Annotated in this window: 8 protein-coding genes; all 8 read left to right on the top strand. The window is 51.2% G+C overall.

Going from position 1 to position 14,700, the window contains the following annotated elements; translation table 11 throughout:
* The first annotated feature begins 3 nt into the window (after nucleotides 1–3).
* A complete protein-coding gene (locus tag ABEW34_RS26820; protein ID WP_430163249.1) occupies nucleotides 4–1,824 on the top strand; it encodes a sensor histidine kinase in 1,821 nt (606 codons plus the stop codon).
* Nucleotides 1,817–3,343, top strand: a complete 1,527-nt coding sequence (locus ABEW34_RS26815; RefSeq protein WP_430163246.1) for a response regulator — start codon at nucleotides 1,817–1,819, stop codon at nucleotides 3,341–3,343. The genes ABEW34_RS26820 and ABEW34_RS26815 overlap by 8 nt, the downstream gene beginning before the upstream one ends.
* Before the next feature lie 127 nt (nucleotides 3,344–3,470).
* Nucleotides 3,471–4,946: an ABC transporter substrate-binding protein gene (locus ABEW34_RS26810; RefSeq protein ID WP_430163243.1), complete on the top strand. Its 1,476-nt coding sequence runs from the start codon at nucleotides 3,471–3,473 to the stop codon at nucleotides 4,944–4,946.
* Nucleotides 4,947–5,054: 108 nt separating this feature from the next.
* Entirely contained in the window at nucleotides 5,055–5,963 is a 909-nt protein-coding gene (locus tag ABEW34_RS26805; RefSeq protein ID WP_430163339.1) for an ABC transporter permease, read from the top strand.
* Nucleotides 5,964–6,034: 71 nt separating this feature from the next.
* Entirely contained in the window at nucleotides 6,035–6,952 is a 918-nt protein-coding gene (locus ABEW34_RS26800) for a carbohydrate ABC transporter permease (RefSeq protein ID WP_056041728.1), read from the top strand.
* A gap of 27 nt (nucleotides 6,953–6,979) precedes the next feature.
* Nucleotides 6,980–8,299 (top strand): glycoside hydrolase family 125 protein, encoded by a 1,320-nt coding sequence (locus ABEW34_RS26795; RefSeq protein ID WP_430163240.1) that lies wholly within the window; start codon nucleotides 6,980–6,982, stop codon nucleotides 8,297–8,299.
* On the top strand, nucleotides 8,296–11,592 hold the full coding sequence (locus ABEW34_RS26790) for a beta-galactosidase (protein WP_430163238.1): 3,297 nt from the start codon (nucleotides 8,296–8,298) through the stop codon (nucleotides 11,590–11,592). The genes ABEW34_RS26795 and ABEW34_RS26790 overlap by 4 nt, the downstream gene beginning before the upstream one ends.
* The gene (locus tag ABEW34_RS26785) at nucleotides 11,592–14,366 is read left to right on the top strand and encodes an alpha-mannosidase (RefSeq protein WP_430163235.1); all 2,775 of its coding nucleotides are present in this window, start codon (nucleotides 11,592–11,594) and stop codon (nucleotides 14,364–14,366) included. The genes ABEW34_RS26790 and ABEW34_RS26785 overlap by 1 nt, the downstream gene beginning before the upstream one ends.
* Nucleotides 14,367–14,700 lie beyond the last annotated feature (334 nt).

Below are 14,700 nucleotides of genomic sequence, written 5' to 3'. Positions count from 1 at the left end.
CTATTGAAGCTGCAACGGCTGTACGATCAATACGTCCGAAATAATCTGTTTATGAAAATGATTTTGCTGTTTGTATTGATTACGACGGGCACAATCGTCACCTTTGCTTATTTTATGTATGATTTTATGTCGCAATCAATCGTCCGCAATGAGCTGGAAAATCAGAAAAAAGCGATGGATAGCGTTAACAGCTATATGACCCGCAAATATGATTCCGTCCAGTCGATGATGGTGGATGTATATCGCAATGAGCCGCTATCGCTGAATTTATCTTATTTCTTGCAAAACCCGTTCGATGACTATATGAAATTCCGGCTCGATCAAAATACCGATGAGACGAGTGCAAGTTTGCCGAAAGGGCTGGACTATTTTGACAATAAGCTGGAAGATGACCCGGATATCGAAAATTTGCTGCTGTACAGCTCGAATCGGCAGTTTCTATATGTGTATAAGAAAAATCATGTCACGAAGCTGATTTCGTCCAACGCCTCGCGTTCCTTTATTCCCGATGCGATGGCACAGGAGGACACCCGTGTATCGGTGCCGAACATCTGGGTGCGGCGCGCGATTGAGCAATTTGATCCTGAGCTGTACGCCTTTCGGCTCCCGATTAATGACAAGCAGACACTTAAAGGGCTAGGTCAATTGCTCGTCTACTTCAAATCGGATAATATCAGGCAGGTGCTGAAAAATTATGAGGGCCAGCTTAAAGGCTACATCGTCGTACTAAACCCGGCAGGAGAGGTGCTGTTCGACTCCTCGGATACCTATTATGGGCAAATTTATCCGTATATGAATCAGTTGGATACGCTCTATGGAACGGCGATGCTGGAGCAGGAGTCTTATGTGACGACGCTGACGCAAAATCAGGCGGGCTTTATCGTCGTCGGTGTAGCGCCGAAGGCGGAGGTCGCGGCAGCGGCCCACGGGCTGAAGCAGATGATTATGCTGATCAGCGCGCTGTGCATTGCTGTCGTGCTGCTGGTGCCGACGCTCGCCGTCGTCAATTTTGCCAAACGGACGAATAAAATTATTCGATTCATGCGCAAGGTGGAGAGCGGCGAGTTGTCTGCGCGCATCCAGGATGACCGAGGCGACGAGCTGGGGCAAATTTCGCGCAGCTTTAATGATATGCTCGATGAGCTGAGCCGCCATATCGACACGGTGTACAAGGCGGAAATCAAGCAAAAGCATACGGAGCTTGCGGCTTTGCAGGCGCGGGTCAATCCGCATTTTCTATACAATACGCTGGAGGTTATTCGCATGAGGGCCGTCTCGCAGGGGGCGAAGGATGTCGGTGAGATGATTTACAGCCTGTCGGTGCTGTTCAAAAGCTTTGTGCAGCCCAAGGGGAGCAATACGTTAAAGGATGAGCTGGAAACGGCGCGCCTTTATTTGGAGCTGTTTCGCATTCGCTATAAGGACAGGCTTTCCTTTACCATCAGCTGTGAGGAGGGGCTTGGCGACAAACAGGTGATGCGGATGGCGCTCCAGCCGCTTATTGAAAATTACGTGGTACATGGCTTGCGGCCCCGCAGCATGGACAATGAAGTTCAAGTGGACGTGCGGCGCAAGGAGGAGCGGATTTGGGTGACGATTGCCGATAACGGCAGCGGCATCAGCGGCAAGCAGCTGGAAGAAATCCGGCAAAGGCTGGCACTGCCAGAGGAAGCTGGAGGCGACTCCTTCGGGCTGAGAAGCGTGCATGAGCGGCTGCAATTGCTATACGGAAGCGAATATGGGCTCGATATCGACAGCACAGAGGGAGAGGGAACGACGGTCACGCTGTCATTTCCCTATGACAAGGAGGCAGAGCATGTATAGAGTATTCATCGTGGATGATGAGCCATTTATTATTGATGGGTTATATGACATTGTTGACTGGTCGGCCTTTGGACTGGAAATTGTCGGCAGCGCGGAAAATGGCCAGGAGGCGCTGGCGGCTTTAATGGATTTGCCCGCAGATATATTATTGACCGATATTTCGATGCCAACGATGGATGGGCTCACTCTTATTCGGGAAGCGCGCAAATTTCGCCCGGACCTGAAAGTGATTATCCTAAGCGGCTATAACGAATTTAATTATATAAAAGAGGGACTGAGGCTTGGCGTCGAAAACTATTTGCTCAAGCCGATTAATCTCGACGAGCTGCAGGAAACGCTCGCGGGCACAATTGACAAGCTGAATGCGAGCAAGGCGGATCGGCTGTTCAGCGAATACGATATTCGTATTTTGCGCGATAATATTTTATATCGCTGGTTGACGGGACGCATTGCGCCCAGTGAGCTCCAGGAGCGAATGGAATTATTGCAACTCAGTCTCGACCGGCCCTACGTGGTAACCGCTGTAGTGCGGACGGAGGAGACGGCCTCGCCAGCGTATGAAGCGGCTGAGCGATTGGCTGTGCAAGATCCATCGATGCTGCCGTTTGTCGATATCGATGGCGATCTGGTCATCGTATTTATGCTCGATGAGCCAGAGGCGGGCAAGCGCGAGGCGATAGAGAAGCTGCGCGGCATGCAGCCGAAGCTTGCGCAAAGCACCATGCGCCTCTCCATCGGCAGCGCTGAGCCGATGGGGGAAGCGGCGCCGCGCAGCTATGCGAATGCGAAGAAAGCACAGGAATATTTTCTGCTGTATGATGAACCTGAAATATTGGATTACGATTTGCTTGTGCAGGCAGGGCCGCCGGGGACGGCGAATGAAGCCGCTGCACCGCTCGATTGGCCATCCTTTGCGAAGCTAATTAAGGCAAGGGATGTAGAGAAGCTGAACGAAGCCATTGAGGCGGAGTTCGAACGCTGCCACGCTAGGGATGGCATTACGCCCGCTTTTATGCAAAGTATGGCCATTGAGCTGATGATTCGCTTCAAGATGGAGCTCAAGGAAATCAAGCAAGCCGATCAGCCGGAGCTCTATGAGGCGGGCTTCGCCAAAATAATGCAGCTCGCTTCAATTGACGGACTGATGGCGGTTGTGAAGGAAGCAGCAGCCTTGACCGTGGAATCGCTGCTGAGAGATGTGAAAAGCCCGGTCATTCAATTGGTGCTGAGCGAGGTGCATGAGCATTATGCACAGCCGTTGTCGCTTAAGCTGCTCAGCCAGCAATATAATATTCATCCCGTTTACCTCGGACATCTGTTCCAGAAGGAGACGAATGAAACCTTCACCGAATATATTAATAAATACCGTATCAGCAAAGCGCAGCAGCTGCTGAAGGAGACGCAGCTCAAGGTACAGGAAATTGCGGCAACCGTCGGTTATTGGGAGACAGGCTATTTCTACAAACAATTTAAGAAATACGTCGGAATCTCCCCGACTGAATACAAGGGACTACTCTAATCGCAGGATGGAGTAGTTTTTTTCTTTAATTTGTACATCATACCTTTAGTTTGTGGTCTATATGAAAATAGCCGCATCCGTTAATTTTAAACATAGAGTACAGAACATAGATTGGGGAGGAAACAAAATGAATAACAAGAGAAAAAGATTTATGCCGCTGCTTGCCTTGCTAATGGTTGCATCTCTCGTGCTTGGCGCTTGCGGAAGTAAAAACGAAGGCAGCGGTGAGACGGGAACAGCCGAGAAGCCGGTTGAGCTGATCTGGTACACGATTGGTACGCCGCAAAAAGATGTAGATAAAGTGATGGCCGAAGTGAGCAAATACACGGCTGAGAAAATTGGCGTTACGATTAAAATGAACATGGTGGACTGGGGCGATTATGCTCAGAAGCTGCAAGTTATGACCGCATCCGGTGACCCGGTTGACATTATGTTCACAGCATCATGGGCATTCGATTATGTGCAAAATGCAAGAAAAGGCGCTTTCCTGCAAATCGATGATTTGCTGAAGGAGAAAGGCCAAGGCATCGTTGGCGCACTGGACCCGGCTTTCCTAGAAGGCTCCAAGGTCGATGGCCACAACTACGGCATTCCAGCTAATAAAGAATTGCCAGCACAAGAGGTATGGCGCTTCAATAAACAGCTGCTTGACAAGTACAAGCTGGACATGTCCGGCGTATACACGCTAGAGAGCCTGGAGCCGCTGCTGAAAACGATTAAAGAAAATGAGCCGGACGTATACGCGCTTGCGGTGGACAAGAACCAAATGCCGTATGTGAAATACGACTACATTATTGAGAAGCTGCCAATGGCAGTTGCACTGGACACGACAGATTACAAAATCGTCAATGTGCTCGACACGCCTGAGATGAAGCAAATTCTCGGCACGATGCACAAATATTATAAAGCAGGCTACATTCCGACGGAAGCCGCAACGATGGATTCCATGACGGATGCGCAAACGACGGGCAAATGGTTTGCAGACCGTGCGACTTCGCAGCCGTTCGCGGACAATCTGTGGTCGGCGAGCTACGGCTACCCGGTTGTATCGACGCCAGCGAGCGATGCGCTCATTTATAACTGGTCGGTTATGGGCTCGATGCAGGCGATTTCTGCTAACTCCGCATACCCAGAAAAAGCGATGGAGTTTCTGAACCTGCTCAATACGGACCCTGTCCTGCGCAATATGATCGATTCCGGTATTGAAGGTGTGCATTATAAAAAAGTGAGCGACACCGTCATGGAAAACCTGGACGAGTCGAAAAATTATGATATGCCAACCTTCTCGCTCGGCAATCTGATGATTACGTATTTGAATACGACAGATCCGACGAACAAATGGGAAGAGTTCAAGAAATTTAATGATGCGGGTACAGTAGCGCCGCTGCTTGGCTTCAACTTTGATACTTCGAAAGTGACAACCGAAATTGCTTCCGTACAAAACGTTAAAGAAGAGTACTGGGCAGCTCTAATGACCGGTACGGTTGACCCTGAAGTTTATTTGCCGCGTGCCAATGAGAAATTTAAAGCGGCAGGCCTGGATAAAATTATTGAGGAAGCGCAGCGCCAGCTTGATGAGTGGAGAGCCGCGAACGGCAAGTAAAGCGGAAGGCGTGGGGCGAATGGATCGTATTCGCTTCATGCCTTCTCTCATTAATCCGACTGCGAAGAGGTGAAGAAAGTGGGAGCTATAGGACGTTTTTTCAAGGATATGAACAAAAATACCGCCATGCTGCTAATGGTGCTTCCAGCTACAGCCTGGTTTATTCTATTTTCCTACCTGCCGATGGCGGGCATGATTATTGCCTTCAAGGAATACCGTTACAGCCGCAATGGCTTTCTATCCAGCATTATTGAAAGCAAATGGGTAGGCTTTCAAAACTTCAAGTTTTTGTTCAGTACGAATGATGCCTACATCATTACCCGCAATACGGTGCTGTATAATGTCGTGTTTATTGTGCTGGGCCTTGTCATTGCGGTAGCGATGGCGATTATGCTTGCCGAAATTACGAACAAGCGGCTCACAAAGCTTTATCAAACGGGTATGTTTTTGCCTTATTTTCTATCGTGGGTTATCGTGGGCTACTTCGTCTATAGCTTTCTGAGCTTGGACAGAGGCGTGTTCAACCAAATCGCCGAGATGATGGGCATGGACCCGGTCAACTGGTATTCGAGCCCGGGCTATTGGCCGGTTATGATTGTCGTCGTCTTCCTATGGAAATCGGTCGGCTATAACAGCGTCATCTATTTGGCCGCTATTATGGGGATCGATAAGTCGCTTTATGAAGCGGCGATGATTGACGGGGCCAACAAATGGCAGCAAATTCGCAATGTGACGCTGCCAATGCTGATGCCGCTCATGACAATTCTGACGCTGCTGGCGATCGGGAAAATTTTCTATGCCGATTTTGGCCTCTTTTTTCAAGTGCCGCGCGATTCGGGTACGCTCTACAGCGTGACGAATGTTATCGACACTTACGTATACCGCGGGCTTAAGTCCACAGGTGAGATTGGCATGACGACAGCTGCTGGCTTGTACCAGTCGATTATCGGCTTCATTCTAGTTATTACATCCAATGGCATCGTGCGCAAGTTTAATAAAGACAACGCCTTGTTTTAGGATGGATGTCAGCAAGCTTGCTTAATGATTTTTCTAGGAACAGAAGTCCAAAACAAAAGGGGGAAACGGCTGTGTCTGTTGGAACGATTAAGAGCCGTGATTTTCATAAGCTCTCGCCAGCATGGAATTTTATTTTTCATGCCGTGGCCGGCATTTTTGCCTTGTTGTGCGTATTTCCTTTCCTGTTCGTGACGATTATTTCCTTCACGGATGAGGCGACGCTGGCAAGCAATGGCTATCAGATCATTCCGGAAAAGTGGAGTGTGGAGGCTTACCGCTATTTATTCAAGGCAGGCGACCAATTGCTGCGCTCCTATGGCGTGACGATTACGATTACAATTGTAGGCACGATTATCGGTGTCGTATGCTCCGCTTTGTTCGCTTATGCGATATCGCGGCGCAACTTTAAGTATCGCAACTTTTTCGCCTTTTTTGCCTTTTTCACGATGCTGTTCAATGGCGGTCTTGTACCTACTTATATCGTCATGACGCAGCTGCTGGGGCTGAAGGATTCGTTGTGGGCACTCATTTTGCCGCTTGCGGTTAATGCGTTTTATATTATGATTCTGCGGACGTTTTTCTCGACGATGGTGCCGGATGCGATTATTGAATCAGGCAAAATCGACGGTGCCGGCGAGTTCGGCATCTTCTTCCGACTTGTACTGCCTTTGTCGCTGCCAGGACTTGCTACTATTGGCCTGTTCTGTACGCTCGGCTACTGGAATGACTGGTTTAATGCGCTCTTGTATATTGATTCGCCTAATTTGGTGCCGCTGCAATCGATGCTGATGCGGATCGAAAACAGCATGCAGTTTATTATGAAAAACTCACAAAACGCTTCGCTAAGCGTAGGCGTTCTGCAATCGATGCCGCAGGATACGTCGCGGATGGCGATGGTTGTACTGGCAACCGGGCCGATCGTATTCGCCTATCCGTTCTTCCAACGTTATTTCATTCAAGGTTTAACGGTAGGCGCTGTTAAAGAATAAATAATAGTCAAAGGAGCTATACCCACTATGGAACAATTCAGATTGCCAAAAATCCCGCTCCCAGAGCTTGCCCTGCCGCAAGCAGTTCAGGAGGTATTAGTAGAAGCAGAGCAGAAGCTGGCGCATCGCCCGAAGCTGCTTCAGCTGTTCAAAAACTGTTTCCCGAACACACTGGAAACGACGACGAAAAAAATGGACGATGGCACAACCTTCATCATTACAGGGGATATTCCCGCGATGTGGCTGCGCGACTCGGTCGAGCAGGTCATTCATTATGTGCCGCTGGCAAAAAATGATGTTGAACTGCAGCGTATTATTAGTGGCTTGATCAAGCGCCATATGGCCAATATTCAGATTGATCCTTATGCGAATGCCTTTAATGAATCGGCCAATGATTGGCACTGGAACACGACGGATGAGACGGACATGTCGTCATGGGTATGGGAGCGCAAGTTCGAGCTGGATTCGATCTGCTTCTCGATGCGTCTTGCTTATGCGTATTGGAAAGAGACGGACCTGACCGATATTTTTGACTCCGGCTTTAAGGCAGCGATGCGCCGCATTGTGGAGCTGTGGAAAACCGAGCAGCGCCACTTCGAGCTTTCCCCTTACCGTTTTGTAAGGGATAATGGCATTCCTACCGATTCGCTGCGCAATAGCGGAATGGGCATGCCGGTCAATTATACCGGAATGATCTGGTCGGGCTTCCGCCCAAGCGACGACGCTTGCGATTTCCACTACAATATTCCAGCGAATATGTTCGCGGTCGTAACGCTGCGGCAGATGAGAGAGATGGCCGAGTGGGTATTCCGCGATATGGCTTTTGTGAAGGAGCTAAAGCAGCTTGAAGATGACGTCGAGCATGGGATTCAGCTGTATGGCATTTATCGTCACCCGGAGTTTGGCCCTATTTATGCTTATGAGACGGACGGCTTCGGCAACTATTGCTTGATGGATGACGCAGGAACGCCGGGCTTGCTCTCGATTACGTATTTGGGCTACACGACCGCTGACGATCCGATTTACCAAAACACGCGCAAATTCGCGCTTAGCAAAGAAAATCCTTTTTATTATGAAGGAAAAATCGCCAAAGGCATCGGAAGCCCGCATACGCCGCCAGGCTATATTTGGCATATGGCGCTTTCGATGCAGGGCATTACCGCGGATAACAATGAGGAGAAGCTGGCCATGATCGCCATGCTGGAGGCGACCGATGCCGATACCGGTTTTATGCATGAAGGCTTCCATTCGGATGATCCAGCCATCTTCACGCGGAAATGGTTTGCCTGGTCGAACAGCTTGTTCTCGCAGCTCGTTTATCGGGCGATGAAGGATGGACTGTTATGAGCAAGCACCATGCCATTATCTTTTATGATCCGTCCTTTCCGGTCGCTTCGGAACCTTCTGCCCAATTAGATGGCCTGCTCGCAGGAGCAGGCCGCGTTGTGCGGGCAGACGAGCTTGCGGATGCTCTTGGTACTGCGAGAGAAGGAAGCTTCATTAATATGCATGCGCCTTACTTCCCAAAGCAGGCTTGGAGCGCTATCATCGGCTATTTGCGGCGTGGCGGCGGCTTGATCAGTTTGGGCGGCGCGCCGTTCAAGCGCCCCGTTCGCCGCAGCGAGACTGGCGAGTGGCTGGTGGAATCGGAGCAGACAGCCTATCACCGCGAGCTTCATATTCATGAAATGCTGCCAGTCGCCGCGGCTCCGATAGCGACGCTGGCAGCAGCGGAGGATATTCCGCTGCTGGCGGGCAAGGAAGCGCTGTTTACCGTGTCGTCAACCTGGAATTTGGTGCCGCATGTAACGAAAAGCAGCGATTTGCCGCATCAAATGGGCTCTGCCGGGCCGATGGACGCGCATATTTATCCGCTGCTGAAAGGCATTTCCGCCACAGGGCGCGAGGTAGCAGCGCCTGTCGTGCTTTGGGAGAACACGAAGGGAGCTTTCGCAGGCGCACGCTGGCTGTTCATTAACCAGCCGCTAACGAATGCGTTCTGGCTGGAAGGCGGAGCAGTCGAGCTTGGACGCTGGGCCGCTTTTTGCGCCGCTGGTGTAACGGAGCTGTGGCTGAAGCCGAACTATGCTTCCTTCGAGCCGGGCGAGCGGGCGATGCTGACGCTGCAGGTGCAGCAGCTTCGCCGCGAGCTTGAGTGTGCTGAGGTTTCGGCATATGAACAGACAAAGCTCCAGCAAGCTGAAAATGAGGCTGCTCTAGGGCAGCGAACGGCTAGTATTGGACAGGCTGACTTGTACCCAGCCGCGGAGTGGGATTTTGCTATAACGGTCGAGCATGAAAACTCGCAGCAGAAATGGGCATACCGCTTGCAGCAGAAGGCGGGCAAGCAGCAGCAGATATTAAGGCTGCCTGTGCCGCTTGAGCTGCAAAGCGGCTACTATAAGGTCGTGTGCCGAGCAGAATCGACATCGGGCGAGGTGCGTATTTTGCGCCAAGGCTTCTGGGGCTTTGATCAGGAGCTGCTCACAGAGGGTAGCCCGGTGACGAGCGGACGGGATTATTTTCAGAAGGAAGGGCGTCCGCTGCCTGTTGTTGGCATGACGTATATGACGTCGGATGTGGCGCGGAAATTTCTGTTTCTGCCGAATGCTTCGGTCTGGGACCGTGACATGGCGCAAATGCGCAAAGCGGGCATCAACTGGATTCGTACAGGCATTTGGACTGCATACCGCAACGTGATGCAGGTGGACGGTCATGCGTCCGAGGAGGCGCTGCGTTCGATTGATGCTTTTCTGCTGACGGCGAAGCGTCATGACTTGCAGGTAACCTTTACGTTCTTCTCCTTTACGCCGGAAACGTGGGAAGGGCGAAACCCTTATCTCGATCCGCGCAGCGTCGAGGCGCAGAAGCGATTCGTGCGCGCTATCGTTTCCCGCCACAAGCAGACGATGAATGTGGACTGGGATTTGATCAATGAGCCATCGATGTTTGATCCGCCGCGGATTTTCTCGAATGGACCTCGTTCAGCGCGCGATCCTTTTGAACAGAAGGCATATACCGCTTGGCTGAAAGAGCGCCACGGGTCGCTTGAGCGGCTTCAAGAGCTGTGGAATATGTCACCGGAGCAGCTTCCAAGCTATGAAGCCGCTGTGCCGCCGGAGCCAGAAGAAATCAACTTCGATGTGCAGGATATGCACCAAGGGAAAAATGGCACGCGCTGGCTCGATTATGTGCTGTTCTCGATGGACATGCACAACCGCTGGGCGAAGCAATTGTATGAGGCGATTAAAGACGAATGTCCGAACCATATGGTAACGGTCGGCCAGGATGAGGCGCTTGGCGCACAGCGTCCTTCGCCCTTTTTCTACGAGGAAGCCGCTGATTATACGACGGTCCACTCCTGGTGGCTCAACGACAATCTCGTGTGGGACAGCTTGTTTGCCAAAACAGCGAACAAACCGAATGTGGTGCAGGAAACCGGGATTATGTATGTGGAGACGCCAGATGGCAGAGCGAAGCGTTCCGAAGCTGAGCTTCACAGCCTGCTGGAGCGCAAATATGCGTATGCTTTTGCGACAGGCGGAGCTGGGGCCGTCCAGTGGATTTGGAATACGAACTTCTATATGGACAATGCCAATGAATCGCATATCGGCGCGCTGAGGGCGGATGGAACGGAAAAGCCGGAAGCCGATGTATCGTATGATTTTGGCAGCTTTATGGAGCAAATTCGAGATTTATTCGAGGATCGCCAGCTGGAGGATACGGCGGTATTGTTCCCGTATTCCAACGACTTCTCCAATCGCAAGCTGGCGTTTGATGCGACAACGCGCGCGACGCGGGTCCTTGCTTATGAGCTGAATACGCCATTCCGCGGCGCATCGGAATATCATCTGCAGGAGCTGGAGGTGAATCCGCCGAAGCTGCTCATTGTGCCGAGTGCGCATAACTTGGATGATGCCGCATTTGGTCGCCTTATTGCACTTGTAGAGCGAGCTGGCGTTACGTTATTATGGATGGGACCAATAAGCTTGGACGCTTACTGGAAAGCGAGCGATCGCTGCTCTAGACTGCTTGGCAGGGCGGAGCTGCGCAATGTGCAGCGCGAGGAACAGCTGCGTATTGGCGAAGCCACTTTCCCTGTTTCATATGGCAATCGCCGGATAGCCGAGGTATGGAAAGAGGTTCCGATTAGCGTCGCTGCTGCGGGTGAAGCGGCTGCCGGTGATGCTTCCGATGTTCATCGAGCAGCGAATGATGGCGACGAGCTCGTTGAGCTGACCGTAGGCAAGGGACGCCTGTTATGGAGTCCGCTGCCGCTGGAGCTGAACGAGCGTACGGAGCCGATTAAGGAGCTGTATCGTTATGCGCTTGAAACGGCAGGCTGCGAGCAGGAGCTGAATTGGCTGCAAGGCGGCCAGCTGCCTGGCGTTTATGGGCGCAAGCTTACATTTAAGAGCGGCGCGCTGTTCGTATTCGTATCCGAATCCGGATTCGATGCGAGGATTGAAGTGCAAGACCCGGCGACGAAGGGGCGGTACGCTTTTTCACTGGAAAAAGAACGCTCTGTGCTGTTCGCAACGGATGCAAGCGGGAAGCTGCTCGCCGTCTATCGCCCGCATCAAGTAGAGGTAGCGGTTTCGCTGCCCGATCAACATGAAGAAAGAAGAGGTGCGCAGTAATGGCTTCTAAAAGAAAGGCCCACATTATTTCCCACACACATTGGGATCGCGAATGGTATTTGCCGTATGAGAAGCATCATGTACTCCTCGTTAAGCTGATGGATACGCTGCTTCATACGCTGGATACGGACCCCGATTTCAAAAGCTTTTATTTGGACGGCCAGACGATCATTCTCGAAGATTATTTGCAGGTACGCCCGGAAAATCGGGAGCGCCTTGAAAAATATATTAAAGAAGGACGTATTCCGATCGGCCCTTGGTACATTTTGCAGGATGCTTTCCTGACGAGCAGCGAAGCGAATTTGCGCAATTTGCAGCTCGGCCATCAGGATGCGAGCCGTTACGGCATCATTGCGAAGGTCGGCTATTTCCCGGATACCTTCGGCAACATCGGCCAGGCGCCGCAAATTTTGCGTCAAGCAGGCATTGATAATGCGGTATTTGGCAGAGGCGTGAAGCCGACTGGCTTTAACAATACGGTAGCGGATACGGGCTATGAATCCTCGTTCTCCGAGCTGCAATGGGAAGGTCCTGACGGCTCGCGCGTGCTGGGCATTCTTTTTGCCAACTGGTATTGCAACGGTATGGAGGTTCCGGTAGACGAGCAAGAGGCGAAAATCTATTGGGACAAAAAGCTGGAGGAAGCCGAGAAGTATGCGGCTACTGGCGAGCTGCTGTTCATGAATGGCTGTGATCATCAGCCGATTCAGCAGGATCTGTCAGCGGCGCTGGCGACCGCAAGAAAGCTGTACCCGGATACGGATTTTATTCACTCCAACTTTGAGGATTATTTGGCAGCGGTAAACAGCGGACTTGATCGTGAGCTCTCGGTCGTGAAGGGCGAGCTGCGCAGCCAACGTACGGATGGCTGGTCTACGCTTGTGAACACGGCTTCAGCTCGTGTTTATTTGAAGCAAATGAATCAGCTCGGCCAAGCGATGCTTGAAAAGGTAGCCGAGCCGCTTGCGACCATTGCGCACAAGCTTGGACAGGAATACCCGCATCATCTGTTTACCTATGCATGGAAGACATTGATGCAAAACCATCCGCATGACAGCATTTGCGGCTGCAGCGTGGATGAGGTTCACCGCGAGATGGTCACTCGTTTTGACAAGAGCCGCCATGTTGCAGAAACAATTGTTGCGGACAGCACGCAGGCGATTGCTGAAGCGGTGGATACATCGGTGTTCGCTTCGTATGGCGAAGCTGCGCTGCCGTTCGTTGTTTATAACACGACAGGCTGGGATCGCAGTGGTGTTGTTGAAATTGAGCTTGATGTGGAGCGTCTGTACTTCCGTGAAGGCTTGCCGCTTCCAGAGGTTAATCGCCGGATGAATGCCGTCGATATTACGGGCAGAGTGCTTGTAGATCATAACGGCGCAGCAGTTGCTTGCTCCGTGCAGGATTTGGGGCTGCAATTTGGCTACGACTTGCCGGATGACAAGTTCCGCCAGCCTTATATGTGCCGCCGAGTTAAGCTGACGTTTGATGCGGTGAACGTGCCAGCTCTTGGACTCTCCTCTTATGCATGGGTTCGTAGTGGTGCTGGAGCAGATGCGGCGCCAGCGAGCGAAGCGTCTGCGGTTGCAGCGGCTCAGCTTGCGGATTCAGCCGTGCTGGAAAATGAATGGCTGCATGTCGCCATCGGTGAAGATGGTTCGTTCGATTTGACGGACAAGCAGAGTGGTCAAGTGTATCGCGGTCTTGGCGTATATGAGAACACAGGTGATATCGGCAATGAATATATGTACAAGCAGCCGGATGGCGAGCAGGCGCTTACGACGCAAGGTCTGAAAGCAGCCATTCGTCTGGTGGAGCAAAACGCTTACCGCACAGCATTTGAAATCGTCCATGAATGGGCGGTTCCGGCATCGGCGGATGAAACGTTTGAAATCGAGAAGCAGGAGGCTGTTTATTATCCTGAGCGCAAAGCGCAGCGTGTTTCCGACATGGTGCCTTTGACGATTAAGACGGTTATAGCGCTGTCCAGCAGCTCCAGAAGTCTAGACTTACAAGCTTCGTTCAATAATCAGGCGAAGGATCATCGCGTTCGCGTGCTGTTCCCGACGGATGTAGAGACAGCGGTTCATCATGTGGATTCGATTTTTGAAGTGGCTGTGCGTGATAATGAGCCTTCGGCAGAGTGGGAAAACCCGAGCAATACGCAGCATCAGCAGGCTTTTGTTGATGTGAGCGGCGAGCAGGGCGGACTTGTTGTAGCGAACCTTGGCTTGAACGAATACGAAGTGCTGCGCGATGGCCGCAATACGATTGCCGTTACGCTGCTTCGTTCGGTATCCGAGCTGGGCGACTGGGGCGTATTCCCGACACCAGAAGCACAGTGCCTGGGCGAGCAAAGCTTCCAGTTGTCGATCATTCCGCATAACGGCGATGGTGCTTCATCAGGTGCTTATGCGCAGGCGTACCAGTTCCAAGTACCTTGGACGGCGAGACAGACAGCGGTTCATGAAGGCGTGCTTGCACCAGCTGGCGGATTGCTTGCTTGGGAAGGCGAAGGAGTGGCATTCTCCTCGCTGAAAGTAAGCCAGCAGTCGGGCGATGCTGTGCTGCGTTGGTTTAATATGAAGCAGCAGGCGGCAGAGCTTAACTTGTCGGATGCGGGCTTTGGTGGCGGCAACGCTGATGCGTTCAAGCAGCTGTATAAGAGCGATGTGCTGGAGCGCGTAGGTGAAGCGATAGAAGTGAGCGCGGAGCAGGGGGCAGCTTTGGCTGTTGGTCCTTGTGAGATTGTGACGGTTGGGTTTAAGCTGTAGTAGTTGTTTAATATGTATAATGAATGTAGAAAAAACCTTCTGCCGAGAAGTATTGTGGTAGAAGGTTTTTTGCGTTTGGGTAAAGGCGAAGGGCATGCATAAGGGATTTTAAAGGAAATATGCTTTGATATTACTAATAGACTATAAAAATTTAGTTTGCGACAAATAACGACAAACATTTTTGAGGGAATGGTTTATAGTATACGATAAAAGAATTGAAATTGTCGATTTATGAAATAAATTAGGAGTAATCAGCATCTATATCTATTTTCAGGGAAATTGGCGATAGGACTGAAGGATATATTTGATTGATTACCTCCTAATAACTATAAAT

Source organism: Paenibacillus algorifonticola (genome assembly GCF_050481745.1).
Taxonomy (GTDB): Bacteria; Bacillota; Bacilli; order Paenibacillales; family Paenibacillaceae; genus Pristimantibacillus; species Pristimantibacillus algorifonticola_A.
The sequence above is the reverse complement of the archived record's forward strand: the minus strand, read 5'-3'. Positions and strand labels throughout refer to the sequence as shown.